General features: G+C 62.9%; 25 protein-coding genes and 1 pseudogene. 10 read left to right on the top strand and 16 right to left on the bottom strand.

Annotated features, from left to right (window positions below):
* Positions 1–22 precede the first annotated feature (22 nt).
* Both JONANDRAFT_RS08295 and JONANDRAFT_RS08490 read right to left on the bottom strand, forming a co-directional pair.
* On the bottom strand, positions 23–352 hold the full coding sequence (locus JONANDRAFT_RS08295) for a helix-turn-helix domain-containing protein (protein WP_233417412.1): 330 nt from the start codon (positions 350–352) through the stop codon (positions 23–25).
* 237 nt (positions 353–589) lie between these two features.
* Positions 590–718, bottom strand: a pseudogene (locus JONANDRAFT_RS08490) (hypothetical protein); the annotation flags it as partial.
* A 185-nt stretch (positions 719–903) separates the two neighbouring features.
* Between JONANDRAFT_RS08490 and JONANDRAFT_RS01790 the strand changes: the two are divergent.
* From JONANDRAFT_RS01790 to JONANDRAFT_RS08445, 9 genes are all read left to right on the top strand, one after another.
* Complete coding sequence (locus JONANDRAFT_RS01790; RefSeq protein ID WP_008522545.1) at positions 904–2,643, top strand: alkaline phosphatase; 1,740 nt, start codon at positions 904–906, stop codon at positions 2,641–2,643.
* 3 nt (positions 2,644–2,646) lie between these two features.
* Positions 2,647–3,120, top strand: coding sequence for a hypothetical protein (locus JONANDRAFT_RS01785; protein ID WP_008522544.1), 474 nt, complete (start codon positions 2,647–2,649; stop codon positions 3,118–3,120).
* Complete coding sequence (locus tag JONANDRAFT_RS01780) at positions 3,117–3,797, top strand: ABC transporter ATP-binding protein (protein WP_008520253.1); 681 nt, start codon at positions 3,117–3,119, stop codon at positions 3,795–3,797. The genes JONANDRAFT_RS01785 and JONANDRAFT_RS01780 overlap by 4 nt, the downstream gene beginning before the upstream one ends.
* 4 nt (positions 3,798–3,801) lie before the next feature.
* A complete protein-coding gene (locus JONANDRAFT_RS01775) occupies positions 3,802–5,076 on the top strand; it encodes an ABC transporter permease (RefSeq protein WP_008522543.1) in 1,275 nt (424 codons plus the stop codon).
* Between the two features lie 146 nt (positions 5,077–5,222).
* Positions 5,223–6,317 carry a metal ABC transporter solute-binding protein, Zn/Mn family gene (locus JONANDRAFT_RS01770; protein WP_008522538.1) on the top strand — a complete coding sequence of 365 codons (1,095 nt, stop codon included), beginning with the start codon at positions 5,223–5,225 and terminating at the stop codon, positions 6,315–6,317.
* The gene (locus JONANDRAFT_RS01765; protein WP_008520250.1) at positions 6,314–7,039 is read left to right on the top strand and encodes a metal ABC transporter ATP-binding protein; all 726 of its coding nucleotides are present in this window, start codon (positions 6,314–6,316) and stop codon (positions 7,037–7,039) included. Before JONANDRAFT_RS01770 ends, JONANDRAFT_RS01765 begins: the two co-directional genes overlap by 4 nt.
* Positions 7,036–7,875: a metal ABC transporter permease gene (locus JONANDRAFT_RS01760; RefSeq protein WP_008520249.1), complete on the top strand. Its 840-nt coding sequence runs from the start codon at positions 7,036–7,038 to the stop codon at positions 7,873–7,875. The genes JONANDRAFT_RS01765 and JONANDRAFT_RS01760 overlap by 4 nt, the downstream gene beginning before the upstream one ends.
* A 5-nt stretch (positions 7,876–7,880) precedes the next feature.
* A complete protein-coding gene (locus tag JONANDRAFT_RS01755) occupies positions 7,881–8,243 on the top strand; it encodes a VOC family protein (protein ID WP_008520248.1) in 363 nt (120 codons plus the stop codon).
* Positions 8,244–8,583: 340 nt separating this feature from the next.
* On the top strand, positions 8,584–8,712 hold the full coding sequence (locus JONANDRAFT_RS08445) for a hypothetical protein (protein WP_267878593.1): 129 nt from the start codon (positions 8,584–8,586) through the stop codon (positions 8,710–8,712).
* Positions 8,713–8,735: 23 nt separating this feature from the next.
* Here JONANDRAFT_RS08445 and JONANDRAFT_RS01750 read toward each other — a convergent pair whose 3' ends face one another.
* The 14 genes from JONANDRAFT_RS01750 to JONANDRAFT_RS01685 all read right to left on the bottom strand — a co-directional run bounded on the left by JONANDRAFT_RS01750 (position 8,736) and on the right by JONANDRAFT_RS01685 (position 25,225).
* A complete protein-coding gene (locus tag JONANDRAFT_RS01750; protein ID WP_008522537.1) occupies positions 8,736–10,223 on the bottom strand; it encodes an S-layer homology domain-containing protein in 1,488 nt (495 codons plus the stop codon).
* Positions 10,224–10,704: 481 nt separating this feature from the next.
* On the bottom strand, positions 10,705–11,697 hold the full coding sequence (gene argF, locus JONANDRAFT_RS01745) for an ornithine carbamoyltransferase (RefSeq protein ID WP_008520235.1): 993 nt from the start codon (positions 11,695–11,697) through the stop codon (positions 10,705–10,707).
* 77 nt (positions 11,698–11,774) lie between these two features.
* Positions 11,775–12,740, bottom strand: coding sequence for a D-alanine--D-alanine ligase family protein (locus tag JONANDRAFT_RS01740; RefSeq protein ID WP_008520229.1), 966 nt, complete (start codon positions 12,738–12,740; stop codon positions 11,775–11,777).
* Complete coding sequence (locus JONANDRAFT_RS01735; protein ID WP_008520228.1) at positions 12,737–13,978, bottom strand: glutamate-5-semialdehyde dehydrogenase; 1,242 nt, start codon at positions 13,976–13,978, stop codon at positions 12,737–12,739. The genes JONANDRAFT_RS01740 and JONANDRAFT_RS01735 overlap by 4 nt, the downstream gene beginning before the upstream one ends.
* Positions 13,975–15,132, bottom strand: a complete 1,158-nt coding sequence (gene proB / locus JONANDRAFT_RS01730; RefSeq protein ID WP_008522536.1) for a glutamate 5-kinase — start codon at positions 15,130–15,132, stop codon at positions 13,975–13,977. Before proB ends, JONANDRAFT_RS01735 begins: the two co-directional genes overlap by 4 nt.
* Positions 15,133–15,243: 111 nt before the next feature.
* The gene (locus tag JONANDRAFT_RS01725) at positions 15,244–18,729 is read right to left on the bottom strand and encodes a hypothetical protein (protein WP_008522535.1); all 3,486 of its coding nucleotides are present in this window, start codon (positions 18,727–18,729) and stop codon (positions 15,244–15,246) included.
* A gap of 31 nt (positions 18,730–18,760) precedes the next feature.
* Positions 18,761–19,489, bottom strand: a complete 729-nt coding sequence (locus JONANDRAFT_RS01720; RefSeq protein ID WP_008522534.1) for an ATP-binding cassette domain-containing protein — start codon at positions 19,487–19,489, stop codon at positions 18,761–18,763.
* On the bottom strand, positions 19,486–20,001 hold the full coding sequence (locus JONANDRAFT_RS01715; RefSeq protein ID WP_008520223.1) for a methylated-DNA--[protein]-cysteine S-methyltransferase: 516 nt from the start codon (positions 19,999–20,001) through the stop codon (positions 19,486–19,488). The genes JONANDRAFT_RS01720 and JONANDRAFT_RS01715 overlap by 4 nt, the downstream gene beginning before the upstream one ends.
* The gene (cobU, locus tag JONANDRAFT_RS01710) at positions 19,998–20,510 is read right to left on the bottom strand and encodes a bifunctional adenosylcobinamide kinase/adenosylcobinamide-phosphate guanylyltransferase (RefSeq protein ID WP_008522533.1); all 513 of its coding nucleotides are present in this window, start codon (positions 20,508–20,510) and stop codon (positions 19,998–20,000) included. Before cobU ends, JONANDRAFT_RS01715 begins: the two co-directional genes overlap by 4 nt.
* An 18-nt stretch (positions 20,511–20,528) precedes the next feature.
* On the bottom strand, positions 20,529–21,260 hold the full coding sequence (gene cobS, locus JONANDRAFT_RS01705; RefSeq protein WP_008520219.1) for an adenosylcobinamide-GDP ribazoletransferase: 732 nt from the start codon (positions 21,258–21,260) through the stop codon (positions 20,529–20,531).
* Positions 21,257–22,336: a nicotinate-nucleotide--dimethylbenzimidazole phosphoribosyltransferase gene (cobT, locus tag JONANDRAFT_RS01700; protein ID WP_008522532.1), complete on the bottom strand. Its 1,080-nt coding sequence runs from the start codon at positions 22,334–22,336 to the stop codon at positions 21,257–21,259. The genes cobS and cobT overlap by 4 nt, the downstream gene beginning before the upstream one ends.
* Positions 22,333–23,469 (bottom strand): pyridoxal phosphate-dependent aminotransferase, encoded by a 1,137-nt coding sequence (locus JONANDRAFT_RS01695; protein WP_231286715.1) that lies wholly within the window; start codon positions 23,467–23,469, stop codon positions 22,333–22,335. The genes cobT and JONANDRAFT_RS01695 overlap by 4 nt, the downstream gene beginning before the upstream one ends.
* The gene (gene cbiB / locus JONANDRAFT_RS01690) at positions 23,412–24,389 is read right to left on the bottom strand and encodes an adenosylcobinamide-phosphate synthase CbiB (protein WP_008520213.1); all 978 of its coding nucleotides are present in this window, start codon (positions 24,387–24,389) and stop codon (positions 23,412–23,414) included. The genes JONANDRAFT_RS01695 and cbiB overlap by 58 nt, the downstream gene beginning before the upstream one ends.
* Positions 24,386–25,225: a cobyric acid synthase gene (locus JONANDRAFT_RS01685; RefSeq protein WP_008522531.1), complete on the bottom strand. Its 840-nt coding sequence runs from the start codon at positions 25,223–25,225 to the stop codon at positions 24,386–24,388. The genes cbiB and JONANDRAFT_RS01685 overlap by 4 nt, the downstream gene beginning before the upstream one ends.
* A gap of 192 nt (positions 25,226–25,417) precedes the next feature.
* Between JONANDRAFT_RS01685 and JONANDRAFT_RS01680 the strand changes: the two genes are divergently transcribed.
* The gene (locus JONANDRAFT_RS01680; RefSeq protein ID WP_008522529.1) at positions 25,418–26,737 is read left to right on the top strand and encodes a DNA recombination protein RmuC; all 1,320 of its coding nucleotides are present in this window, start codon (positions 25,418–25,420) and stop codon (positions 26,735–26,737) included.
* Positions 26,738–26,750: the final 13 nt, after the last annotated feature.

The following is a 26,750-nucleotide window of genomic DNA, read 5'->3' as shown; positions in this document are numbered from 1 at the left end:
TGGTATTTGTAGGGATGTCGAGTCAGAGAGAGCGATCTTTCATCTCTAACTCTCTGATTTTTTTTAACAGGTCGTTCTCCATCTGAAGGTCGCGGTTCTTGCGTTCCAGTTCTGCAATCCTGTGGCGCTGCTTTTCCTCTGGTGTCCGGGCTGGCAGGGTTCCAATCCGCCGTCCACGACGGTCTTCAAGGCCGGCGGGGCCCATGCTCTCATAACGGAGCACCCAGTTGCGCACCTGCTGATAGGAACAGTCGTATTTCAGTGCCGTCGCTCCATAATTATTATCCTTAGCAAGGCAGTACTGTACGATTTCAAGGCGTTCTTCCTGGGTTGTCTGTCTGGCTTTTCTCATGGAGCTGCCTCCTCCGCTTGTGCGCGATTGGATCCATCCATGAGTAGTATATGCCTGTATCCAGCTTTGAAGTTGAGCTTTTGACCGTAAGCCATAGCGATACGCCGTCTCCGTTAAGGATCCTTCTCCGCTCAGATAGGCATGAACGGCAGCCAATTTCAGCTCCTGTGAATAATGTCTGTTTCTCGATTGAGCGAGCAATCCTCCGGGACCTTCATTTTGGTAAATCCGGACCCAACTCCTAAACGATGCGCGGCCCCTAAGCCCCGCTTGCCTTGTCGCTTCTGTGCAGCTGATTTCGTCTCGGAGATAGCTTTCAACTAGAGATATTTTCAAAGCTGAGTCTATCTTGCTTTTTCTGGGCATAGAAATACCCCCCAAGTAGGTTTTATATTTCCCTGTCCTACTTGGGGGGAGCATATCAAAAACTGCGGCGCCCTTTTTCGTCCGACCGTAACAGGAATGTAATGTTTTTGTCAGCTCCCCGCAAAGCCGCCGCCGTAGGATAAAAACAGCTTAGAAAAACAATCATTCACGCGGAGGTGCTGTAAGTGAAAATTCGTTTTCTCATGTTGTCCGCTCTGGCGGCGGTGCTGACGGCTTCTATCGCCGGGGCCTCTGAGCCGGAACTCGTCGTTTTGCCCATCGACCGGGCCAAGTTCTGGGCCGGACAGAAGTTTGACTTCGAGTGCGAGCTCCGGGGCGCGAAAGCCGACGCCATCGACGTGACGGTCAACGGCCAGCCGATCGCCGAGTTCTTCGGAGAGAAGCCGGGCTTCACCGCGTCCGACGAACTGTCCAGCCTGCGGGCCGACGGTGTGACGTTCGCCAAGCCCGGAGACGTCACGGTCAGCGCCTCAGCCCGATCCGGCGGCAAGACCTATCAGGCCGTCAAGCACTACACCGTCGTTCAGGAGTCCATCAAGAAGCCGGTCAAGAACGTCATTCTCTACATCGGCGACGGCATGGGCCTTCAGAGCCGCCAGATCGCCCGAATCCTTTCCAAAGGCATTACCGAAGGCAAGTACAACGGTCTGCTCAGCATGGAGCAGCTGACCGACGGCACGGCGCTGCTGACCACCTCCGGCTACGACTCGCTGGTCACCGACTCGGCCAACAGCGCGTCGGCCTACGCCACCGGCCACAAGTCGGTCGTCAACGCCATGGGCGTGTACGAGAACGCCACGCCGGACCCGATGGACGACCCGAAGGTCGAAGACTTGGCCGAAATTCTTCGGCGTGCCAAAGGCATGTCCATCGGACTGGTCACCACCGCCAGCGTCACCGACGCGACCCCGGCGGCGTTCGTCTCCCACACCCGCCGGCGGGCCGAACAGAACTACGTCGCGACTGAAATGCTGAAAGCCGACGTCGTCTTAGGCGGCGGCGCCCGGTACTTCCTCCCCAAATCGACCGCCGGTTCCAAGCGAACCGACGACAGAAACTTGGTCGAAGAGTTTAAGAAGGCCGGCTACGCCTTGGCCGGCAACAGAAAAGAACTGGCGAAGGCTGGCGGCGACAAGATTCTTGGCTTGTTCGCGATGAACCACATGAACGTCTACATCGACCGGGAAATCCTCAAGGACCCGGAAGTGCTGGGCCACTTCACCGATCAGCCCAACCTGATGGAAATGACCGCTGCCGCGTTGGACCGACTGAGCAAGAACAAGAACGGCTTCTTCCTCATGGTCGAAGGCGCCTGCATCGACAAGCAGATTCACACCATGGACTGGCAGCGGGCCGCCTACGACACCATCGAGTTCGACAAGGCGATCGAGCTGGGCCGCCAGTTCGCCAAGGAGCACGGCGACACGCTGATCATCTGCACCGCCGACCACAGCCACGGTATCAGCATTACCGGCACGTACCACGAGCGCGACGGCAAGACGGGACGGAACGCCGTCAGAACATACGCCGACGCGGGCTTCCCCACCTTCTCCGACGCGAACGGCGACGGCTTCCCCGACAATCCGGACCCGGACGTCACGCTGGCCGTCCAGTATGCCAACTTCCCCGACCACTACGAGAACTACCGCTTCCTTCCCCGCCCCACCGACCCGGCCGTGATGGACGGGAAAGTTGCCCGGGCCAACAAGGAACGCAACCCGAACGGCCGAATGATCTCCGGTGACATTCCGGAAGGCGACCCGCAGGAAGTCCACGCGGCCGACGACGTGCCTCTGTCCGCTGCCGGACGCGGCGCCGAGTACTTCAAGGGCGTCATGGACAACACCGAGGTGTTCTACGGCATCATGAGAGCTCTGGGCGTCAAAGCGACTGCCGGACGGTAATGCATGGTTCGGTTTCAGAACCCTTTCGGCAGAGGAGTTCTTTCGCTCCTCTGCCTTTTTTCCCTTTCTGCCGGTCTCGCGTCCGGCGCTTTTTCTCAGGAGAGCGGAGGGCTCCTCGAGTTTTCTCAAGTGTACTCGGGCGCCTCGTCCCTCGGGCTGGAGCTCTCCCCCAAAGCGCAGGCGCTGAACGGAAAAACCGTCAGCATGCAGGGGTTCATGGCCCCGCCGCTCAAACCGTCCCTTCGGTTCTTCGTGCTGACGAAAGTCCCCATGTCCATCTGCCCGTTCTGCTCGTCCGACGCCGACTGGCCTGACAACATCGTGCTCGTTTATTTGTCCAAGCCGGCCCGCGCCCTGCCGTTCGACCAACAGATCAAAGTCACCGGCCGTCTCGAGCTGGGCAACGCCATGGACGAAGAGACCGGCTTCATCAGCCTTGTCCGAATTTACGCTAACCAAATGGAGGCCTTAGAATGACACCCTCACAAACGCCCTTCCTTCGCGTTTCCGGCGTGACGAAAAACTACCGCGCCGGCGGCGAAACCGTCGCCGGACTTCGCCCCGTCTCGTTTGAGCTGGGCCGCGGCGACCGGCTCGCCCTCGCCGGCCCCAGCGGGTCGGGAAAGTCCACCCTGCTTCACATTCTCGCCGGCCTGTACCGCCCAACGGCCGGGGCCGTTCAGGCCGACGGAAGCTCCCTGCTGGCCGGAACGCCCCAGACCGAAGCGTGGCGCGCCGCCCACGTGGGATACGTCTTTCAGATCATGAACCTGCTGCCCGACTTCTCGGTGGAAGAGAACCTGCTCATCGCCGGACAAATCGCCGGCGTCCCGCGCGAGCAGGCGAAAAAGCGCGGCGCCGAGCTTTTAGATCGGCTGGGACTAAGCGACAAGCGCCGGCTCAAGCCGCGGGCCCTCAGCCTTGGCGAAAGCCAGCGCGCGGCCATCGCCAGAGCGCTCATCTCGGACCCAGAACTCATTCTGGCCGACGAGCCGACCGCCAGCCTTGACGGCCCGAACAGCCAGACCGTCCTCGATTGTCTGACCGAGCTGTGCGGCAAAGGGAGCGCCCTCGTCGTCGCAAGCCACGATGAGAACCTGTTGAGCCGTTTTCCCCGCCGTCTCGTCCTCTCGAAGGACGGCCCGCGGAGGTGAGAGAATGAGCGGTTTCCCAGTCGTCCGGGTCGCCTGCCGCCACGTGTTCTCCCGCCCTCTTCAGTTTTTCACCCTCGCGTTGGCCCTCGCGCTGGGAAGCGCGTTGGCAAGCTTCCTCTTCTTGGCCGTTTCAGGCCTTCAGGACGGCCTCGCGCGGGCCGTCGAGCCGTTCAGCCTGCTGGTCGGAGCGAAGGGAAGCCAGTACCAGCTCACGACGAACAGCATCTTCCTCCAAGACGCGCCGCTGGGCAACATCTCCGGGGACCTGTGGCACGAGCTCCAGAAGGACCGGCGCGTCAAAACCGCCACGCCCCTCGGCTTCGGCGACTCGTACCTCGGCTGTCCGGTCGTCGGCACAGACCAAACGGTCTTCACCATTCGGACCGGCGGGGCCTCCTCGCCCCTCTGGCTCCAAATGAAAGAAGGGCGCGCCTTTCAAAAGCCCTATGAGGCTCTGGTCGGCGCGGCCGCAGCCCAGCTTACCGGCCTCAAGATCGGCGACACATTCAAGACGACCCATGGCATGACCGCCGGAGGTCACCAGCACCATCAGGTTTACACCGTCACCGGCATTGCCGCACCCGTCGGCGGCCCGTACGACCGGGCCATATTCACCCCGATGGAATCGATTTGGGCCGCCCACGAAGGCCACGGAGAACACGAAGGCGGCGAAGACCATCATGACGAAGAGGCGGAAGAAGCAGAAGAGGCACATCACGACGTGCCAACCTCAGGCGACGTCACCGCCGTGCTGATAGAGCCAAAATCGCTCGGCGCCGCCTACGCCCTCGCCCAGAGCTTTATCAAGCGAAACGACGGACAGGTCGTTTTCCCCTCTCAGGTGATCGTCCGGCTCTTTTCCGCCATGGGACGAAGCGAGGAAATTCTTTCGGTAGTCGTCTGGTCGGTCCTAGCCGTCACGACCGTCACGTCCCTGCTGATCCTCTTCTGGTCCGGCTCGTCCCGAAAGAACGAGTACACGCTGCTTCGCGCCCTCGGCCTGCCGGCCCGAACGCTCTTCGCCGTCGGCTGGGTCGAAGGAGCGGTCACCATCTGCACCGGTCTCCTGACCGGCTGGATCGTCGGACGAGCCGGACTGTGGCTGCTGTTCAGCTCCCTCAGCCAAAAGACAGCCCTGACCTTGACCGCGCCGCTCACTGGCTATGAAGCCGGGGCCGTCGCCGCCGCCCTCCTCGCCGGCGTCGCCGTTTCCGCCCTGCCCGCTCTGGCCATGGGCCGAGCCCCGATGGAAAAACTCCTCGGCACCTCGTCGCTGTAGCTTCCATCAGTGAAGCCGCCGATTCTCGGCGGCTTTTTTCGCGCCCTAAAGCAATCACGTAAAGATACCTATGACGAAAATAACACAATGATAATATAATCGTGACACGCTCCGAGGAGCGGTATCTTTTTTGCGAGGTGATATTTGTGATTTCACGTGCAGTAGCCGCATTGATTTCCGTTTTCGCCGCCACGGCCGCTTGGGCGGACCCGATTGGCGTGTTGGTTACCACCCTGCCCCAAAAAGAGCTGGTGGAGAAAATTGGCGGGGACGCGGTCGCCGTCACGGTCATGGTGCCTCAGGGAGCCGACCCGCACAGCTACGAGCCCAAGCCCTCCCAGGTTCAGGCAGCCAGCAGCGCCAAGGTGTGGTTCACCGTCGGCATGCCGCTGGAAGCCAGTCAGCTTGACCGGGTCAAGGCCGTCGCCCCGGACCTGAAAGTCGTCCCTCTGGCCAGCGTCGTCGAGCCGGTCGCCATGAAGACCGCCCTCGAGATTGAGGACGAGGCCGAAGAATGCCACGACGAGAACTGCCACGAGTGCCACGATAAGGATGCCCACCACGGCGACAAAGACTGTCATCATGATAAGGACGGCCATCACGACAGCTGCACCTGCGGTCAGGACAAGGACGACCATGACAAGGCCTGCCACGACGAAGGCTGCCATGACTGCCACGACAGCGACTGTCACCACGACGCCTGCGAGTGCGGCCACGAGGAAGGACATCATCACCACCACCATCACCACGACGGCCAGCCGGATCCGCACCTGTGGCTTTCTGCAAAGTGCGCGGTTCCTGAGTCTGAGCTGATCTGCAAGACGTTGAGCGAGCTACTCCCCGATCAGGCCGAGACCTTTAAGGCCAACCAGGAGAAGTTCGCCGCCTCTGCCGCCGAACTGGACAGCAAACTGGCTGATATCCTGAAAAACGCCAAGGGCAAGGCGTTCCTCACCTTCCACCCCGCGTGGGGATACTTTGCCAGGGACTACGGTCTGATTCAGGTTCCCATTGAAGTCGAAGGCAAGGAGCCGGGTCCTCAGACCCTCGCCAAGATCACCGACTTCGCCAAGTCTCAGGGCGTCAAGGCCCTGATCGTCGAGCCTCAGTTCTCCACCCAGTCGGCTTCTGTCGTCGCCAAGTCCTTGGGCGTGCCGATGGTCACAGTTGACCCGCTGGCTCCGAACTGGGAAGATTCGCTCATCTCCGCCGCGCAGGCCATCGCCAACGGCGTGAAATGACCGACTCGATCCGACTCGAGGGCGTCACGTTCGGCTACCCGGGTAAAACCGTCTTTACCGACCTGACGCTCTCCATTCCGGACCGACAGTTCTGCGTTTTAGTCGGCCCCAACGGGGGCGGAAAGACCACCCTCCTTAAATTACTGCTCGGATTTACCACCCCTCAATCAGGGGTGGTTTCCGTTTATGAAGAGCCCCCCGGCCGCGGCCAGCCGGTTGGCTACGTCCCGCAGGACGTCACAGCCACCGCCGCCCTGCCCATCTCCCTGTCGTCCGTCGTCCTGATGGGCCGCCTGAACCCCCGCGCCGCCCGCTGGACCCGAGAGGACCGGGAAGCCGCCGACGAAGCGCTCGAGCTGGTCGGCCTGCAGGACCTGAGCCGCTGGCCCTTCGGCGAGCTTTCCATCGGCCAGCGTCAGCGGGGACTGATCGCCCGGGCTCTCGCGTCCCGCCCTCGGCTCATGCTCCTTGACGAGCCACTGGCAAGCGTCGACCCGGCGGGCCGTCGGCTCGTCATGGAGTGTCTCGAAAAGGCAAGCCGCCAAGCCACAGTCGTCATGGTCAGCCACGACTTAGAAACGGTGCCGGACTGCGCGGGACAAATTCTGTTCGTCGATTCGGGCGTCACGGCCTACAGCCCGTCGGACTTCCCCGCCGGCTATTCCCGGCTCTTCGCCCGTCAGGTCGAAACGCCGCCCGCCAACCGAAAGGACAGCCTATGATTCAGGCCCTCATCACCTATCAATTTCTCCGCCACGCCCTGTTTGCCGCCCTGCTGAGCAGCCTCGTCTGCGGCCTGCTCGGCCCGGTCGTCGTGATTCGCCGGCAGGTCATGCTGGTTGGGGGCATCGCCCACGGCGCCTTCGGCGGCATCGGATTGGCCCGCTTTCTCGGCCTGCCGCCCCGGGGCGGCGCCTATGCCTTCACGCTCCTCTTGGCAGGCTTAGCCGCCCGGCTCAGCTGGGAGAGGTCCGATCGGTCCGACACCCTGATGGGTATTCTTTGGTCCGCCGGCATGGCAGTCGGCCTGATCTTCAACGACCTCACGCCCGGCTACGGCGCCGACGTGATGAGCTACCTATTCGGCTCAATCCTCACCGTCAGCTCGGGCGAACTCTTTTTGCTCGGCGGACTGAGCGTTCTTCTGCTCGCCTTCGCCGCCCTGCGGTATCACCAGCTGGAGGCCTTCTTGTTTGACGAGACGTTCGCCGCCACGCGGGGGCTCGCGGTGCGGACGTACCACTGCCTCACAGTCGCCGCCGCGTCGCTGGCCGTCGTCGCCATCATTCGGGTCGTCGGGCTGATCCTCGTCATCGCCCTGTTCACCATTCCGCCCTACATCGCCGAACGGCACGCCCGAAGCCTCGCCGGGATCATGGGGCTGTCGGTGGTTCTCGGCGCGGCGTTCAGTGTCGCCGGACTGTGGTTCTCCTATCGGTTCGACCTCACTGCTGGCCCGGCCATCATCGCCGTCGCCTGCGCCGCTCAGGCAGCCGACCTGCTCATCTTCCGTTCCCGCCACAAACGACCGAGCGGCGGGCGCTCACTCTGGAGGTAAAAAAGATGTACACGCCAATCCACGTCAACTTCAACGTCCTTGACCTGAAACGAAGCATGGACTTTTACGAGAAAGCGATCGGCCTGACCGAGCAACGGCGAATTGAAGGGGCCGACTTCACCATCGTCTACATGGGAAGCCCCACCAGCCCGTTTCAGCTGGAACTCACGTGGCTTCACGACCGAACCGAGCCGTACGACTTGGGCGAAGGGGAATTTCACCTCGCCTTCCGAACCGACGACTTCCAAGCGTCCCACGCCTTCCACGCCAAGAACGGCTGGATCTGCTGCGAAAACGAGGCGATGGGCATCTACTTCATTCAAGATCCCGACGGCTACTGGATTGAAATTCTCCCACCAACCTTTTAAGAGCAAATAAAACTCCCCCGAAGACGCCTTCGGGGGAGTTCTTCGTTTCAAGAGCCAAGCGGACACAAACTGCTAGGGCGGGAACGGCGCGTTCAAGGCCTAACGGTCAAAGGCTTTTCCGCTTGCTTTTCATCGGCCCGCCCTTAACCGAAGCCCGCACGGCGGCTTGTCCACGATTACCCGTCACAAGGGGACAAGTGCAATCCCAACTGAGGAATAACCCTGTAAAGGCCTGCTGAAATCGCCTCCGCCTTCGTTCAGCATTTTTCCCCAGCCACGGGGCCGACGGGTTCAAAGTCCGTTCGCCGAAAAGGCGGTTTTTTCGCCGCGCGCTTTCGCTTTGACTTCCGAGACGGCGCTTCATCGGGACTTAGCCCAAGCGGCCGCGCTTTTGGCCGCCCGCCCGGACAAGAGAACGGAAAGGGCGCAAAAAAACAGCCCCGAGGCAATACCTCGGGGCTGTTCGTGAATAACACGTGTGCTGTCAGAGAATTAGAAGGACAGCTGCGTGCGGAACCGGATCAGGTGATCGTCGTCCAGCTTGCTACCGCTCTCGTAGTTGACGTCGTCGTAAACCAGCTCAAACTTCAGGCTCGGAGCGTATTTGTAGGCGATGCCAACGGACCAGTTAGTCACGTCAATGGTCTTGGCCATGCTAGCGTTCCAATCAGCATCCTTGGCGAGCACAAAGCGCTCAAAGGTGCTGAACTTTTCCGTCCAAGGCTGCTCAGCCTTAGCGTAGAACACCTTGATGTCCGTGCTATCCACACCAATGGCACTGGGAACGACGTCGGCTCCCGCCAGAGCACGCAGACGAGGAGTAATGCTGAACGCATAGTTGTCGTACGGGCCGTCCTGGGTGGTCAGGAAGGACGGATCGAACTGGGCGTACTCCAGCCACAGACTGGTGAACTTCAGCACGTTCTCGTCGATATCCAAAATGACCTTCCAAGCATTCGGGGAGTCATCATAGCCAGCCGGCAGGAAGGTGGTGCTGTTGAAATCCTGATCTTGGAAGTAGTAAGCGCCCTTCAGCTCGAAGCCATCGGCGAATTTGAAGCCAGCACCGAGCCAGTAATAGCTGACCTTGTAGCCGTTCTGGCCCATTCCGTCATCGAACTGATCTTCAGGATCAAACCGCAGAGCGTTGGCGCTAACCCAGAACTTCTCGCCGCTGTATTTCAGGCGAGCTCCGTACACGTAGTCGCTCGGGTCGTCGTAAAAATTAATACCCAGGAAACCAGAATCCCAGTCATGAGTGCGACCGGCCAGAAGAGTGGCCTCAAGGGCGCCGAAGTTCCGGCTCAGCTGGTAACCCTGAATGAGGAAGTCGCCAGCGGTTGCATCGTTATCGGTGTACAGGCCGTCGTCGTCTTCCCAGTCGAAGTCAAACTGCCCGGCCCGGAAGTCCATGCCGAAGAAGTCGGTGACGTCGAAGTAGAACCGCTCAAACACTGCGTTTTCGCCGCCCCATCTGCCGGTGAAAGTGATGTGGTCGTCAACCTTCTTCTGCAGCCATAAGCGATACCGGGTCATAGCAATGCCGTCCCGAGCATCGTGATCTTTCAAATCCTTGTAGTCAAGACGCAGCTGGCCCCAGAACTTCCAGCCGTTGCTGTTCTTCTCCAGGTCGGCGACGCGGCCCTCAAGGCCGTCGACGCGGACGCCCAGGTTATCCAGCTCGTCCTTGAACTCGACCATCAGCTTTTTCAGCGTATCGGCATCTTCACCGGCCAGGCCGCCCTTGTTCATCGCGCGGGCGATCATCATGGCCATCTCGTAACGGGTGATGGGCTTGTTGCCCTTGAAGGTGCCATCCGGATACCCTTCGACAACGCCGTGGGCAGCCAGCTGCTCCACCGCGTCATATGCCCAGTGGTGCATCGGCACGTCGGAGAACGGGTTGGCCGCGAAAGCCGGGGCCGCGAAGGCCACGCACGCTGCGGCGGCGACAACTGCAAGCATTTTCTTCATGCTCATGTTACATTCCTCCTGATAAACCTTTGACTCTTCGAGTCGGCGGAACGCCATCAGCCGGTTATGCAGGAGTTTCCTCGTTTCCTCCGCCTACCGTCACTGTTGTCAGTTCCTGCGTCCGCTCATGCGGACTGCCGCTCTGTGGCACAGTCTAACATTCCTCATCGATTTGTCAAACGTATCCGGCCATTTACGCTTCAAAGATACGAAATAATACTTACTATCTCGCCGAAAAAGGGCGCCAAGCGGCTTGCGGCCGCCCCCTTCCTCAGGCCGTCGGTTCCTCTTGTTTTAGCGGCCGTTTCCGCGCCGCGGGCGGGCGTTCTCACATTGGGACGATTTTCGCCGCGCCGCCGGACAGCTGAACGGGCGTCAGCGCTGGCAGGGGAAAATGGCTCCAGCCGCTTTTGCGGCTGGAGCCATATCGACAGGCCGCCCTGATGGGTTGGCCGTCCACGGGCGGCGTTTGGCTGGTTCAGCGCCGCTACGCCAGCGTGGCGTACATGACGGCTTTGATAGTGTGCATCCGGTTTTCCGCCTCGTCGAAGACGACGGAGCGGCTGCTGCTGAAGACCTGATCGGTCACTTCCATTTCGGTTAAGCCGAATTTTTCGTGGATTTCCTGTCCGATGGTCGTCTTGAGGTCGTGGAAGGACGGCAGGCAATGCATGAAGATGGCGCGGCGGGAGCCGCGGGAGATGGCCTGTTCATTCACCTGATAGGGTTTTAACAGTTCGATTCGCGTTTTCCACGCCGAGTCGGGCTCGCCCATGGAGACCCAGATGTCGGTGTAGAACACGTCGGCGCCGGTCGTTCCTTTGACGACGTCGCTGGTGAGGGTCACGGTGCTGCCGGTCCCTTGGGCGACTTCTTGGGCGGCTTTGACGAGGTCCGGGGCGGGGAACAGGCTTTCGGGGGCGCAGCAGGTGTAGTTGACGCCCATTTTGGCGCAGGCGATCATCAGAGAGTTGGCGACGTTGTTGCGGCCGTCGCCCATGTAGACGAAGTTGACGCCTTTGAGGGCGCCGAGTTTTTCTTCGATCGTGAGCAGGTCGGCGAGCATTTGGGTGGGGTGGAACAGGTCTGTCAGGCCGTTCCACACCGGCACGCCGGACTCTCTGGCGAGGGTCTCAACCAGTTCTTGGCTGAAGCCGCGGTATTCGATGCCGTCGTAGAGGCGGCCAAGCACTTTGGCTGTGTCTTCGATGGACTCTTTTTTGCCCATCTGGGAGGAGCCGGGGTCGAGGTAGGTGACGCCCATGCCCAGGTCGCGCCCGGCGACTTCAAACGAACATCTGGTGCGGGTTGACGTTTTCTCAAACAACAAGACGATGTTCTTTCCCGCCAGATGACGGTGCGGCACGCCGGCCGCCTTGAGGGCTTTGAACTCTTTCGACAGGTCGAGCAGGTACCGAATGTCCTCAGAAGTGAAGTCCAGCAGTTTCAGGAAGCTGCGTCCGCGAAGGTTTTTTCCCACAGTGCTCACGCTCCTACGTTTGTGTTTTGGCCTTGAAAGGCCATATGACCGCTGATATTGTACACGATTCCGGCGCTTCAGGCGCGGGGCCGCCCGACGTCGCGGCTCCACGCCCGACGGGCGAGCCGGCTCAGGAAGTCGGGCAGTTCCATTCCGGCACTTTTTGCGGCCATGGGGACGAGGCTGTGAGACGTCATGCCCGGCGCGGTGTTGATTTCGAGCAGGACCGGCTCCCCGTCCGGGGGCAAGCGGAAGTCGGCCCGGCCGTAGTCCCTAAGGCCAACGGCACGCCACGCGGCGACGGCGGCTTCGGAGAGGGCGCGGGCTTCTTCGCCGCTCAGCCGGGCTGGCGATTCGTACCGGCTGGCGCCGTCGGTGTACTTGGCCTGGTAGTCGTAGAACCCCGACGCTGGAAGGATTTCGACCGCTGGAAGGGCCTCAGGGCCGGAGCCTGAGTCCCACATGGCGACGGTGAGCTCCCGGCCGGGAATAAACTCTTCCACCAGCGCGCCGCCGCTCTTCTGCTCCCACGCGGCGTTCAGCGCGGGAAGGAGCTCTTCCGAGCAGGAGACGACAGACGTGGCGACCGTGCTGCCGCCGCAGTTGGGCTTGACGATCAGTTTTCCGTACCGTTCCAGCGCGCGGAGCAGGCCGGGAAGGTCGCCGGTTCCGTCTTTCTGCCTCACCAGCACGCCTTTGGGGGTGTGAAGGCCCGCCCGGTCGAACAGGGCTTTGCTGGCCCATTTGTCCATGCAGAGGCCACTGGCTAGGGGGCCGGAACCGACGTACGGCCGACCGCTCAGGTCAAGGGCAGCTTGAAGCCGGCCGTCTTCGCCCCACGAGCCGTGAAGGACCGGGAAGAAGAGGTCGCAGGGCGTTTTCAGGGCCTCAAAGACTTTTTCCGGCCCGGTCAGGTCGATCAGTTCGGTTTCGTATCCGGCGCTTTTCAGCGCTTTTTCAACCGCTTGGCCGCTGACGAGAGAGACTTCCCGTTCCGGGCTGTTTCCGCCGTACAGGACGACGATTTTTTGAAGTTCGCTCATGATCTCACCTGTCCTTCTCCGCGAACGATGTATTTGGTGCTGGTGAGCTGCAGTATGCCCAGCGGGCCGCGGGCGTGAAGTTTTTGGGTGCTGATGCCCATTTCGCCGCCGAGGCCGAAGACGCCGCCGTCGGTAAACCGGGTGGACGCGTTGACGTAGACCGCCGCGGCGTCGACCTGGCGCAGAAACCGCTGGGAAGCTTCATAGCTTTCCGTGACGATCGCTTCGCTGTGGCCTGAGCCGTACCGGCTGATGTGGTCCAGCGCGTCGTCCAGCGAGTCAACGGTCTTAATCGAGAGGACGAGGTCGAGGTATTCGGTCTCCCAGTCCTCTTCCGTCGCTTGGTCCATGGGCACGACGCTTCGGGCCCGCTCGTCGCCCAGAAGGCGTACTCCCCTTTCCCGCAGGGCCGAGGCGACCGGCGGCAGCAGCCGAGTCAGGACGTCTTTGTGAATCAAGAGGGTTTCGATGGAGTTGCAGGTGGAAGGCCGCTGCGTTTTGGCGTTGACGGCGATGTCAACGGCCATTCGGCAGTCCGCCGAGGCGTCCAAGTACAGGTGGCACAGTCCCATGCCGGTCATGACGTAGGGCGAACGGGCCAAGTTTCGGACTTCCTCTTTCAGGTTCTTCCCGCCGCGGGGAATGAGCAGGTCAAAGTCACTTCGGGCCAAGAGCGCGCGGGCAGCCTCCCGCCCCGGCTCGACGTACAGGCTGACGGAACCGGCCGGCAGGCCGGCGGCACCGAACGCGCCAGTCAGACTTTCGGCAATCTGACGGTTGGAATGGGCCGCTTCGCTCCCGCCGCGAAGGACTGCGGCGTTGCCCGACTTGACGCACATGGCGGCGGCGTCGGCCGTGACGTTGGGCCGGGACTCGTAGATCATGGCGACGACGCCCAGCGGGACGCGGATTTTTTGAATTTCCAGTCCGTCGGGCGTTCGGAAGGCTTCAGTTCCTCCGCCGAGCGGGTCCGGCAGAGCGGCGACCGCTTCCAGTCCGCGGGCCATGTCTTCGACCCGCCGGTCGTTCAGCGTCAGCCGCTCGATCATCGCAGCTGACAGGCGGGCGGCCTCGGCGGCGGCGACGTCGCGCCGGTTCGCCTCGAGTATTTTCCAAGCGTCCCGCCTCAGAGCGGCCGCTCCGGCTGACAGGGCGCCGTCGCGCTGGCGCGACGACGAGCAGGCCAAGAGGCGCGCGGCGTCGCGAGCGGCAAGGCAGAGTTCGTCCAACGAGCTCATTCGTCTTTTCCCCTTTCTGGCCCGTTCGCGACGGGCCGGACGAGCATGTTGTCCCGGTGCATGACTTCGTCGTAGTCTTTGGCGCCCAACAGGCTTTCGATCTGGTCGGTCTGGCAGCCGGCGATTTTCGCTAGGCTGCGGGAGTCGCAGTTAACCAGCCCGCGGGCTATTTCCTCCCCCGACGGACCGCAGACGCTGACGACGCGCCCGGCTCCGAAGTCGCCTGACACGCCGGTGACGCCCGACGGCAGCAGGCTGCCGCCTTTTAAGCAAAGCGCGGCAGCGGCTCCGGCGTCAACGGTCACTCGCCCGTGAGGCACGTCGCCCCACGCGATCCAGCCTTTTCTGGCCCGCTCGGGCGTCGGGGCCGGAAGGAAGAGCGTGCCCAGTTCTTCGCCGTCCAAAATTCGGTACAGGACGCCGTCTTCGCTTCCCTTGGCGATAACCAAGGGAATTCCGGCGGAGCGGACGATGTCGGCGGCAGCCAGTTTGGTGAACATGCCGCCGCTTGACGCGTTGCTCCCCTTCGAGCCCGAGCCGTCGCGGATTTTCTGGCAGATCGTCTCTACTTGGTGAATCAGCTTGGCCGACGGGTCGAGCCGCGGGTCGGCGGTGTACAGGCCGTCGATGTCCGACAGAATAATCAGCAGGTCGGCTCCGGCGGCGCAGGCGACGAGCGCCGAGAGGGTGTCGTTGTCGCCGAATTTGATCTCGTCGACGGCAACAGTGTCGTTCTCGTTGACGACCGGCACAGCGCCCAGTTCCAGCAGGGCGCGGAAGGTGTGGCAGATGTTCAGGTACCGAGACCGGTCGCCGAAGGCGTCGCGGGTGACCAGCACCTGAGCCGCCGTGTGGCCGTACTCGCCGAAGAGCTTTTCGTACTCCCCGACGACGAGCCCTTGGCCGATGGCCGCCAAGGCTTGGCGGACCGGCAGGCTGGCGGGCTTAACCGCCAGGCCAACCCTTCCCATGCCGGCGCCGACGGCTCCCGACGAGACGAGTATGACTTCCCGCCCCTGATTCCGCAAGTCTGCAAGGCTCCGGGCGATGCGTTCCATTCGGCGCAGGTTCAGCGTGCCGTTCGGATGGGTAATCGTGCTGGTTCCCACCTTGACGACGATCCGCCGGCAATTTTTCAACGTTGCTCGGTTCATATGGCGTTTCCTCCTTGATCGGTTCAAAACCCCGTTTTGACGTGAAAGAAAAAAAGAGCCGGCTCAAAGACTTCCCGTGAGCCGGCTGCCGGTTCTCCCCGGCGCTTACTATCAATGGAACAAATCGTTGACGCCTTTGAGCAGTTCTTTCTTGAGGCCTTCTTTCAGCTGATCCACCGGATCCTGCGGCCGTTCGTCCTGAACGGGCTGATCCTCTGGCGCTGCTTGGCTTTCAGGCTGACTCTCGGGCTGAACGTCCGTCTTTTTAGGCTGAGGAACAGGAACGACTGGCGTCTTCTGCTTGCCGCCGCTCAACACGTCCCTGATGGCCTGCTCCACCTGACCGGAGGGCTTTTGAACCTCCCCAGCGGGAGCCGGCTCGGCTGTCGTCGTTTCTGCCGCCGTTCCTTCCTGCTTGGCTGGCTCCTTGATCGACGACGGTCCGACCTTCAGGCCCTTGATCTTCGGGCTGTCGGTCGTTCCCGTCACTGTGAACGCCACGTCGCGGAAGTCCGCCGACTTAGCGCCCTGCGCGCCGCCGGCCACGATTCCAGCCAGCGCGCCGCCGAGAGCGCCCTGAAGGCCACCAGCGGCACTGCCAACGGCCAAGCCGGTCAGTGCACCGCTGCCGGCGCCGAAGATGACGTTGATCGCCATGGCGTTCAGGTTGCCGTTCACCTTCAAGTTCAGCGCGCCGGTCGAGCCGATATTACCAGTAGCCTTGATGAATCGATAAATTTTATCACCGTCCCGGGCGAGCACCTGCGTTCCGGGCTTGAGGGTCAGCCCCGCCGCCCCGGTCGTCATGTCAAAGGGCACTTGAGCCGACGCGTATTTAAGTGATTTTTCCCCGTAAACCTGCGAGAGCAGGTCAACCCACGTGAAACCGACCACTTCTCCGCCGTCTGAAGTCAGCTGACCAGAGCCGGACAGCCTAAACGGCGAGAGAACGCCAGATAGCTGGCAGGTACCTGCAACGCGCCCGGTCAGACCGCCGCCCAGTCTGGGAACGGCCGCGCCGATGACCCGAAGCAGATCGACGTCCGAAGCGGAGACTTTCAGCGACAGGCCGAGCGTCTTCAGGTCCATCTTCGCGGGCGCTTGGAGCTTTCCGCCGTAAAAACCAGCGTGGAGGTCAGGAAGCTCCAAAGTCGTGCCGGAAAGACGGATCGAGCTGGCCGGTCCGTCGAAGGCAAACCCGGCGACGGTCAGCTTGTCAACCGACAGAGAGCCGGACCCGGAGTACGAGCCGCCGGCCATCTTGCCGTCCAGCGACAGCTGGCCTACCCCGGAAAGGCCGAGGGACGACGTGTCGGCGAAGCCGACGAACGCTTTTGACAGGTCCACGCCGAGGGCCTTGACGGAGAAGTCGCCGTCGGCCAGAGTCTGCAGGTTCATCGACCCTGAAAGGTCGAGGGCCGCGCCGCCGAAGGCGGCTTTGACGTTTTTCAGTGCCAGCCGTTTCGACGTGCCGTCAAGCGAGCCGGTCACCCCGTCAAACGCCATACCGGACGCGACGAGGCGGTTCGACGAAAAGTCGGCGCTGATCTTTGGATCGAGCGCCGTACCGGAGACCGACGCTTTGGCGTTCAGTTTGCCGGAAACCATGCCGGGGGCGAGCAGTTTGGTGATCTTGGCGAGGTCGCCGCCGGCAAGCTCGGCTTGGGCGTCCAACGCCAAGTCAGAGAGCCGAACCGACCCTGCAAGGGACAGCGGGCCGCCGGCTGAGCCTTGGACGTTGCTGAAGCGAACCGACTGGCCGTCGTAAGCTATTTTCCCGGTTAGGGAGTCAATCGGCACGCCGGCCGCGACGAGACGGTCCGCGCCGAACGCCAATTCGAGAGATGACGGGACGCCGTCCTGAACTGACAACTTTTGGTCGGTGGCGATCCAGAAACCTTTAACCGAGACTGGATCCAACGCCAGAGACGCGCTCTTGGCCGACAGTTCGACTTGAGGGTTGGAGAACGAGCCAGTCACTTTGGCGGTCAAGTCCGCCGCGCCGTCGATCTTCGGCAGGCCGGGGACGAAGGCGCTCAGGCTCTTGGCCGTGAGCCCCTGAGACGTCACCGACAGGGCGAGCTGACCTTTCAGAGGCGAGACGCTGCCGGAGACCGAGACGGGCGCGCCGTTCACCAGCGCGGACGTGCCGTTCAGCGAAAGCACGCCGTCGCGCCAGGCCAGCGGCACGTTCAGCTTGGCGACAGTCACCCCGGAGGCGGAGACCGACGGGGACGAGACTGTCCCGGTCAGCTGAACGTTCGAGAGCGGCCCGGCGGCCTTCACTTGACCGCTTAAAACGCCGCTGACCGGCGGCAGGTCGGAGAACATTTTTGTCACCTTGGCTAAGTCAAGCTGCTTGACCGAGCCGGCCAAGTTAACCGATGGGTTCTTGAGGAGCGACAGAGTGCCGTTTACCCCAATCGGAGCGCCGGCAAAGTTGGACGACGCCTGAAGCTTAACCTGGCCAGCCGAGTTAAAGTCAGCTGAAACGTTCGTGTCGGTCACAGACACGCCGGCGGCGGAGAGGGTCTTGGCCGCGATTCTCGCCTTGCCTTCCGGGGCGGCAAGCGGCCCGGAGAGGGAGATGAAGGCCTGCTCAACCTGCCCGGCCGCGTCGGCGGGGATTTCAGGCAGGTACTTTCGCAGGGCGTCTATCCCCACTGGGCCTTGACTAGTCAGCGAGATGTCCGTCGTCGCCGCCTTGCCGGAAAAGTCCATCGCGACGTGACCCTGCATCGGCACGCCGGCAAAAGCGACCGTCAGCGGATCGGCCCGCAGGGCGTCATTCCCGTAGCTCGTCTGAGACGAGAAGGACAGCGGGACACCGGCGACTGCGCCGTCGTCAAGCGAGACGGTTCCCTCCGCCATGGGGGCCTGAGGCGTGCCGCCCAAGGTCACCTGAGCTGAGACGCGGCCCTTGGCGACGCCTGAGGCGAGCTGTGGAACGATGACGCCCAGCTGGGTCAGATCCACGTCCGCCACCTTAACCGTCATGTCGATATTCGGCATGACTTTGCCGGAAAAGTCGATCGTCCCGCCGGCAAGTTCCAAGTGGGCTTTTTTGAACTCGGTGACGTCGCCAAGCGATCCCTGAGCCGTCCCCTTGACGGGGAAGCCGGAGACAACCACGTCCATTTCGCCTTCGACGCGACTGCCGTCCAGAGAACCGCCGAGGGATTTGAGCTCCACCGGCCCTTTGGGCAGGAAGTCAGGAAGCGGGGCCATCGGCGTTTTAGCCACTACCTCGGCCAGAGAGCGCAGCTTTTCAAACGTGCTCGTCACGCCGCGAAGCTCCACCCAGCTCAGGGCGACGTTGCCGGTAATGCTCTTGAGCAGGTTGGGACGCACGAAAAGGCTTTGGGCGTCAAGAAGCGGCGCCCCGTCCCGGTTCAGCTGAATGCCTTCCAGCGTGTAGCCTTTGAACGGGTTGCCGCCCACGCCCTGAATGGAAACGCCCATGCCGTATTCGTTGGCTACGAACTCACCGGCCTTGTGAGCGATCAGGTTCCCGCCGAAGTCGACGTTGTACAGAACCACGCCGCCGGCGACGAGAATCCCAAGAATCAGAAGAAGCGCCTTTTTACCTCTGGTCATGTTCATACCTCCAACTTCATCAGTTCCTGCGCTACCCCATCGCGGATAAGATTTCCGCACCGTCAGCCTGAGCGGCCTGACAGGTCAGAACGATTTTTCCGCGGGCCAAGACGGCCAGATTGTCCGAAAAACGAAGGGCGTCGCTGAGCCGGTGAAACGCGCATAACAAAGCCGCGTCGGACGAGCGGAACTCGCCCAACATCTTGAAGAACCGCTCCCGGTCCCTTAAACCGATAAACGCCGCCGGCTCGTCAAGCAGCAAAACGCGCGCGCCGGCCGCCAACGCCTGAAGCAACAGGATCGTCTGCTGCTGCCCTCTGGACAGGTCTCCCACCCGAACGCCTCTGGCCGGCAGGGGAACTTCCCAACGGTCCAGCAGGTTCTGGGCGTCTTGAGCCATTTTCTTTCGGTCGACCCACAAGCCCCATTTGAGCGGCTCCCGCCCTAAAAAAATATGGGACGCCACGTCGAGGCCGCCGGCCAGCGCCGGGGACTGGGGCACGAGCCGAACGCCGGCTTTCTGAGCCAGACGGGGCGAGCCTAAAGTCAGCGGGCGCCCGTCGATTCGGATCGATCCGCTTTCGGGACGCTCAGCGCCGGAAAGACAGGCCAACAGGGTGCTTTTCCCCGCGCCGCTGCTTCCCAACAGGGCGGTGATTCGGCCCCGTTCCAGCGTCAAAGACGCACCGTCAAGGGCCTGAACGCCGCCGAAGCGCCGACAAAGGCCGACGGCTTCCAACGCATACAATTCAGTTCTCATTGTAACACGCGTCGGCTTCCTCCGCCGCTCCGAGGAAGCTGAAACAATACCCCTTCATTGGCCAAGAGAAACTGTTTCATCGCCGCGCCGCCGCCGAATTGGCCCAGCCGTCCGTCCGACAGGACGACCCGGTGGCACGGAATGACGATCACGAGCGGATTGGCGGCCATCGCGTTGCCGACCGCCCGGGCCGCTTTGGGACGCGCGGTTCGGCGGGCCAACTCGCTGTACGTGACGGTTTTCCCCCACGGCACGAGCCGAAGGGCCTCCCAGACTTGGAGCTGAAACGGCGTGCCGGAAAAGGCCAGCGGCAGGTCAAAGACCTTGAGCCGCCGGGAGAAATACGCCCGAAGCTGGCGGGCCGTCTCCCGAAGAAGCGGCGTGTCAGGCCCCTGGACGACGTTTCCCAGTTCGCCGGGGAAACCGACCTTAACCAGTTTTCCGTCCTCCTCGCCGACCAGCAAGGGGAACGGTCCGGCGTCGACGCGCCTCAGCAGGACCGGGCCGCTCATTTGAGCCTCACAGGCAAGCCGCAGACGACGAGCCACGCTTGGCTGCAGGCGGCGGCTATTCTCTGGTTGAGCCGGCCCGTCACGTCCCTGTATCGGCGGGTGAACGGGTCAGCCGGAACGATGCCCATGCCAAGTTCGTTGGTCACGAAAATAAGGTCGCAGGGCGGGCAGGCGGCGGTCTGGACGAGCCGGTCGAACAGCCCGCAGCTTTCGCCGTCCCAAACCTCCGGCGATGACATGACGTTGCAGCTCCACACGGTTAAGCAGTCCACCAACGCGACGCCGTCAGACGGCAGACCGGCCAAAGCGCCGGGCAGGTCGAGAGGCACTTCAAGGGTCGTCCACCCTTCGCCTCTGGCCTGCCGGTGAGCCTCGATCCGCCGGGCCATCTCGTCGTCCAACGCCTGAGCCGTGGCGACGAAAAACCTTTTTTTCCGCCCTTTGACGAGCGACAGGGCGAAGTCGCTTTTTCCGCTCCGGCAGCCGCCGGTCACTAAAATACTCTCCACGCCCAGCGCCTTCTTTCTTTAGCTCAATAGGGCGTAGACGGCCAGACAGACCGCCTCCGCCGTCTCACATGAAGCGCCCAGTACGTCGCCAGTAATGCCCCCCAAAAGCCGCTGGCATCGGAGATCCAAGCAAAACGCAGTCCCAGCGGCGCAGGCCAGCGCGACAAAAACAGCCAGCGAGCTGGAACCAAAGATCAGGCCGACCTCCAACAGAATCAGCCAGACGCCGCCGGCCCAGTTTTTTTTCGCGTGAGGGGCAAAGGCAGCTGCCAGCCCGCCGCCGGCGTAAGGGAAAAACGCCAGCCCGCCGGTCAGGCAGGCTCGCCCGGCGCCGCAGGCCAACAGCAAGGCCGTCAGTGGGTCAGGTATCGCGGCAATCGAAGCGGCCTTCAGCGATAAGACTGCCCAGAGAGCAACCGCCCCCATCGTGCCAATTCGGCTGTCCCGCATGACTTCCAACAGTTTTTCGCCCCGCTTGCCGCTCATGAGGCCGTCGAACGTGTCGGCCACGCCGTCCAAGTGCATTCCGCCGGTCACGCCGGCCAAGAAAACAGTGATGCAAACGGCACGGATGGTCCACGGACACCCGAGCCGCTGCAGCAGGTAAGAGACGCCGCCTGCCGCGGCTCCTATGACGAGCCCGCCGACGGCGAACAGGTTGATTGACCGGCCCAGCTCGTCGGCTTCGAACTGGCCCGGTATCGGCAGGCGGGTAAGAAATTGAAGAGAAGCGATTAACGATCGGATCATTTGGCGCCTCGAGTTCCGTCTTCCGAAATGCCTTCGGGCACGCCGGTCTGCTCGAAGGTTGGAAGCCCCATCAGCGCGACGGCAGAGCGCAGGAACGGAGCGGCCAACGGGCAGCCGGCCCCTTCGCCCAAGTGAAGGTCCAAGCTGTAGAGTGGTTCCAGCCCTAAGGCGTCGAGGACGGTTCCGTGTCCCCGCTCGCTGGCTCGGTGAGCGGCGACCAAGTAGCCCCGGCAGTCCGGGGCCAGCCTGACGGCCAGCAGGGCGGCGGCGCCGGAGACGAAGCCGTCGAGAACCACTGGTCGGCGCGCGGCAGCGGCGCCGACGATGAACCCGGCCATGGCGGCGATTTCAAAGCCGCCGACCTTGGAGACGACGTCCATCGGGTCGGACGGGTCCGGCCGGTTGAGCGCAATCGCCTTCTCGATCAGAGCAACTTTGTGCGCGAGTTTTCCCTCGTCGATTCCCGAGCCTAGGCCGGTCAGGACCGCGGCGCTTTTTCCGGTGAAAACGGCAGCCAAAGCCGCCGCCGCGGACGTGTTGCCCACGCCCATTTCCCCGACGGCTAAAAAGTCGTTCTCCGCCGCCAAATGCCGGGCGACGGCGGCGCCGACGTCAAGGCACTCCTGCGCCTGTGAAAGGGTCATCGCTAGGCCTGACGCAAAGTCGGCCGTGCCGGGCGCGATTTTTCGGTGGACCATTCGGCTTCCCAAGTCGGACAGATCGCCTTTTATCCCCACGTCCACCGGCAGGACGGTTCCGCCGTGAAGGCGGGCCATGCAGTTGACCGTCGCCGTCCCTTCGGCCATGTGGCGGGCCACCAGTTCGGTGACAATCTGGGGCGAGTTGGTGACCTGAGGCCGGAACAGCCCGTGGTCGGCGCAGAAGGGAACAACGCAGAACCGCTCCATCGTCGGCGCGAGCTCGCGGCGCATCGACGACAGCCGGGCCGCCAGCTCCATGAGCTTTCCCATGGCGCGAGGCGGCATGGTGAGCCGGTCAAGGTGCGCCCACGCCTTCGCGTACCACTCGTCTGACGGCGCTTTCAGCTCCCTCAGCGCCATTTTAAAGTCGTTCACCGTTCCCCCTCCTTCAGCGTCTCTTCAAGCGCGGCCAGCAGCTGTCGGTTCGCCGTCCCGTCCTTGACGGCCAGCCGAACGTATCGGTCGTCCAGCCCGGGGAAGTCGGCGCACCGGCGAACCAAAATTCCCCGCTCGGCCAACTTTTGAGCGACGAACGTTCCGGTCGTCCGCTCGAACCTGACGAGGACGAAGTTGGCCGACGGCGGGAAAACGGTCACGCCGGGCAGATTGGAAAGGCCGTCCGTCAGGTATTTTCTCTGTTCGATCAGCCACTTTCGTCGGCTGGCGGCGTATTCGTCCAGCCGGCCGAACGCCTCGGCCGCGCGGGTGGCGGGGCCGCTGACCGACCAGTCGGGGAGCTCGTCGGCCAACTTGGCGAGCAGCTCTTTTCCGCCCAGTACCCAACCGAGACGAAGCCCCGGCAGGGCCAGCGACTTGGTTACCGACTGAAACACGACGACGTTCGGCCGTCCGCGCAGCAGGGGCCAGCACGAGTTGGCAGCCCCGCCGTCGGTCAGGGTCACGAACGACTCGTCAAGGACCAGCAGGCCGCCTCCGTCAAGCCACGGGGTCAGGGCGGAAACCAGCTCGTTTGGCTGGAACAAAAACGACGTCGGGTTGTTCGGGTTGCCCATCAGAATTGCCCGGCAGCCGGCCGCCCCTTCCGCCAGATCGTCCGGCGACGGGCCGGGAGATTCCAGTTTCAGATGGAACGGGCGCACGTCATGCCCGCCCCGGCGGGCCAAAGAACGCCGGTAGTCCACAAAACTGGGTTCGGGCAGCAGAACAGGACTGGGCAGCAGCGGCCCGAGCGCCCAAAGGAGCTGGGACACACCGCAGCCGGGAAGGACTTCGTCCTCCGAAGCGCCGCACAATCGGCCGACGATCTCCCGAACGCGGCGGCACTGAGGATCCGGGTACGACGTCAGGTCATCTGACAGGTGTTCCGTCAAGGCGTCGGCCACGGGACGCGGCACGCCTAACGGGCAGATGTTGGAGCTGAAGTCGAGCCACCGTTCCCGGCCCCAGGTCCGACGGGCTCCTTCCACGTCGCCGCCGTGCCGCGCCGCCGTCATGGCAGGAGCCACAGAGGCGACAGGAGCAGCGCCGCCCAGAGCGTCGCCGGCCACAGAAACGACCGAGCCATGTCGATGTGCCGGACGTTCGGCTCGTCGGTTCCGCCGGTCAGTTCGGGCTTGACGACCGTCATTCCGCCGTAGGTGTGAGTCCCGCCAAGGGTGATTCCCAGCGCCCCGGCCATTGCGGCTTCCGGGTATCCGGCGTTGGGGCTCAGGTGGCGGCGCCCCTGCTCGAAGCCGGTGCGTAGCGTCTTGGCCCCGTCGAAACCCAGACTCGGCGCCATCAGGGCGAACAGAATGACAGCCAGCCGGGCTGGAATCCAGTTGAAAACGTCGTCCGCCTTCGCTGGGACAAAACCGATGTCCCGGTGCGTCTCGTCCAAGTACCCAACCATTGAATCCATAGTGTTGACCGCCTTATAGGCCCACATGGCCGGAGCGGACAGGCCAAACGGCGCGCCGAGCGCCGCCCAAAAAATCGGGGCCAAGGCGCCGTCCGAGCAGTTTTCCGCTACCGTTTCGACGACCGCCTGAACTACTTGATATGAAGAAAGCTCTCCGGTATCCCGTCCAACAAGGCCGGCCAGCCGACGGCGGGCCGACGGCAGGTCGCCGGCGCGGAGAAACCCGGCGACAGCCGCGGCTTCCCTGCTCAAACAGGTCGCCGCCAGCCCAGAAAACAGCCAGTAGGTCTGGACGAGAAAGCCAGCCGCCGCGCTCAGCCGACCGGCGGCGGCAACGGTCGCCCAGACGAACAGAAACGTCCCAGCGACTGTGGCGCACCAGCCGGCCAGACCGGCCAGCCGAAGGCGAAAGGCGCTTCGCTCTCCCCCGCTCAAACGTTTTCTTGCCAGACGGTCCCACCAGCCGATGAACCGGCCAACAGCGCAAACCGGGTGGGGCAGCCCTTCCGGGTCGCCGAACAGCCAGTCGGCGGCCAGAGCCCAAGCGAGGGAAAAGAGGCCGGTCACCTCGCTACCCCGACGATTTGGTCGAGCTTGGCCACGTCCAACGACGATTCCAACAAGTCAGCTAGCCGGTCGTACCGTTCGTTCCGCTCCTCGGCTGTCAGAGGCGCGGCGGGAACCTCCAAGCTGTCCTCTTCCGGCAGGCCGGAACGGAAGTACCGCACCACGCCGAGAACTGGCTTGCCTGTGATGTTCTCGATCATGGCCAACCCGGGTTCCAGAAGCGACAAATCGCCGCGGAACTTGTTGATCACCATTCCTTTGACCAAATCGCGCTCCTCCGGGTCCAGCAGGAGCAGCGTCCCAGCCAAGGCGGCGAACACGCCGCCCCGGTCGATGTCCCCAACCAGCAGAACCGGCGCGCCGGCCATTTTCGCCATGCCCATGTTGACTAAGTCGTCCTTTTTCAGGTTGATCTCCGCCGGGCTCCCGGCTCCCTCGATGACGACCACGTCGTTTGACGCGAGAAGGCGCCGCCAGGACTCTTCCACTTTGGGACGGAACTTTCCCTTGTCGGCCTGATACTGGTGGCCCGGAATCAGCCCAATCGAACGGCCGTGGACGAACACCTCGCTGACCCCTTCGCCGGCCACCCGCAGGAGTATCGGGTTCATGTCGCTTTCCGGCTCCCGGCAGGCGGCTTCGGCCTGAGTGACCACGCTGCCGGCGATCGCCCGGCCGTCCGGCAGGTAGGCAGGGAACGCCATGTTCTGAGCCTTAAACGGCGCGACGCGAAAGCCCCGGCGGGCGTACAGCCGACACAGGCCAGCCGTCAGCACGCTCTTTCCCACCGAAGACGAGCACCCCTGAACCATCACGCACTTGGATAAAAATCCCATCCCGCACACCCCTTCTCAGTCCGCTTGCCCAGTTGGGCCGGACGCGCCGGAAAACGTTCCGGATACCGTCACGATACCAGTTCATCTGGTGAAAAACAACAGCTTGTCTCTAGTTTCAGTTTGTTTTTTCATCTACAATGGACGAACCAAGAAAAACCCCTCTGGGGCCTATGTTCTTTCGGAGGTGAGACCGTGACAATCCAGTTTATCGGCTGGGCTGCGGCCGTCAGCGCGCTGTGCGCGGCCTGCGCTTTGGCCGTCGCGATCTGGCACGTCAGGCTGTCCCGGCGCGACAGCGACGACGCCCTCGACATGATGATCGGCCTGCTTCAGGAGGAAATGAAGGACCAACGGGCCGAAGCGCTCCAGCGCGGCGCCGAAAGCAGCCGGGACGTGCGCGACGCTCTGGACTCTTACGGCCGGCGGGCGGCGGAGAGCTTTGACCGGCTGAGCGGACTTCAGACCCGACAGATGGAGTCGCTTGAGCGGCACACGACCGATCAGCTTCTGTCGGTTCAGCAACGACTCGGCGAGCAGGAGACAAAACTGGCTGAGGCCCTCGCCCGGCTTGAAAGCGAGAACTCCCGGCGGGTCGACGAGCTCCGTCAGGCGGTCAGCGAACGGCTTGAGACCACCCTGTCCCGACGGCTGGGCGACTCGTTCGCCCAAGTCAGCGGACAGCTGGAAGCAGTTCAGCGCGGCTTGGGAGAGATGCAGGGGCTGGCAGGCGACGTGGGCGACCTTCAGCGGACCCTCACGGGCGTCAAGACCCGAGGGACGTGGGGGGAAGTTCAGCTCGAAAGCCTCTTGTCGCAAATTCTCGCCCCGGCTCAGTACGAACGGAGCGTCGCCCTTGATCCGGACTCGGCCGAGCGGGTCGACTTCGGGCTGAAAATCCCCACCGGCGACCCGGACGAGCCGCCGCTGTGGCTGCCCCTTGACGCCAAGTTCCCTCTGGCGTCATACGAGCGGCTGTTGGCCGCCAGAGAGCGAGGCGACGCCGACGGAGAAGCGGCTGGCCGACGGGAGCTGATCAAGGCCCTTGACCTTCAGGCCGCGTCGGTGCGGAAAAAGTACGTCCGCCCGCCGGTCACGACCGACTTCGCCCTGCTGTTCCTGCCGTCGGAAAGCCTGTACGCCGAAGCGCTGCGCGACCCGTCGACTCTGCCGTCGCTTCAGGAGCGGCACCGGGTCGTCCCGGTTGGGCCGACCACATTGGCCGCCCTGCTCAACAGCCTGAGGCTCGGCTTTCGCGCCTTGGCCATCAGCCGACGAAGCGGCGAGATCTGGCGGATTCTCGGCGACGTGAAGACCGAGTTCGCCCGCTTCGGCGAGGTTCTCGAGCGGGTGAGGAAACAGCTCGGCGCCGCGGCAAACTCGATTGAGGAGACCGGCCGGCGGACCCGGGCGATGGAACAGCGGCTCGAGGGCGTTGAACGATCCGATGAGCCGGAAGGGCGAGAGCCCGAAGGACCGGCCCCCAGCCATAAAAAGGCGGAGGCTCTCCGATGATATCGGAGGGTCT

This window comes from Jonquetella anthropi DSM 22815 (assembly GCF_000237805.1).
Lineage (GTDB): Bacteria > Synergistota > Synergistia > Synergistales > Dethiosulfovibrionaceae > Jonquetella > Jonquetella anthropi.
Note: the sequence above shows the minus strand (reverse complement) of the source record. Positions and strands in the feature narration are given on the sequence as shown.

Bases quoted from the DNA above. Each gene is read 5' to 3' on its own strand.
- JONANDRAFT_RS08295 (WP_233417412.1), bottom strand. From the start codon at position 352: ATGAGAAAAGCCAGACAGACAACCCAGGAAGAACGCCTTGAAATCGTA.
- JONANDRAFT_RS01785 (WP_008522544.1), top strand. From the start codon at position 2,647: ATGGTTCGGTTTCAGAACCCTTTCGGCAGAGGAGTTCTTTCGCTCCTC.
- JONANDRAFT_RS01780 (WP_008520253.1), top strand. From the start codon at position 3,117: ATGACACCCTCACAAACGCCCTTCCTTCGCGTTTCCGGCGTGACGAAA.
- JONANDRAFT_RS01775 (WP_008522543.1), top strand. From the start codon at position 3,802: ATGAGCGGTTTCCCAGTCGTCCGGGTCGCCTGCCGCCACGTGTTCTCC.
- JONANDRAFT_RS01765 (WP_008520250.1), top strand. From the start codon at position 6,314: ATGACCGACTCGATCCGACTCGAGGGCGTCACGTTCGGCTACCCGGGT.
- JONANDRAFT_RS01760 (WP_008520249.1), top strand. From the start codon at position 7,036: ATGATTCAGGCCCTCATCACCTATCAATTTCTCCGCCACGCCCTGTTT.
- JONANDRAFT_RS01755 (WP_008520248.1), top strand. From the start codon at position 7,881: ATGTACACGCCAATCCACGTCAACTTCAACGTCCTTGACCTGAAACGA.
- JONANDRAFT_RS01750 (WP_008522537.1), bottom strand. From the start codon at position 10,223: ATGAGCATGAAGAAAATGCTTGCAGTTGTCGCCGCCGCAGCGTGCGTG.
- JONANDRAFT_RS01740 (WP_008520229.1), bottom strand. From the start codon at position 12,740: ATGAGCGAACTTCAAAAAATCGTCGTCCTGTACGGCGGAAACAGCCCG.
- JONANDRAFT_RS01735 (WP_008520228.1), bottom strand. From the start codon at position 13,978: ATGAGCTCGTTGGACGAACTCTGCCTTGCCGCTCGCGACGCCGCGCGC.
- proB (WP_008522536.1), bottom strand. From the start codon at position 15,132: ATGAACCGAGCAACGTTGAAAAATTGCCGGCGGATCGTCGTCAAGGTG.
- JONANDRAFT_RS01725 (WP_008522535.1), bottom strand. From the start codon at position 18,729: ATGACCAGAGGTAAAAAGGCGCTTCTTCTGATTCTTGGGATTCTCGTC.
- JONANDRAFT_RS01720 (WP_008522534.1), bottom strand. From the start codon at position 19,489: ATGAGAACTGAATTGTATGCGTTGGAAGCCGTCGGCCTTTGTCGGCGC.
- JONANDRAFT_RS01715 (WP_008520223.1), bottom strand. From the start codon at position 20,001: ATGAGCGGCCCGGTCCTGCTGAGGCGCGTCGACGCCGGACCGTTCCCC.
- cobS (WP_008520219.1), bottom strand. From the start codon at position 21,260: ATGATCCGATCGTTAATCGCTTCTCTTCAATTTCTTACCCGCCTGCCG.
- JONANDRAFT_RS01685 (WP_008522531.1), bottom strand. From the start codon at position 25,225: ATGGGATTTTTATCCAAGTGCGTGATGGTTCAGGGGTGCTCGTCTTCG.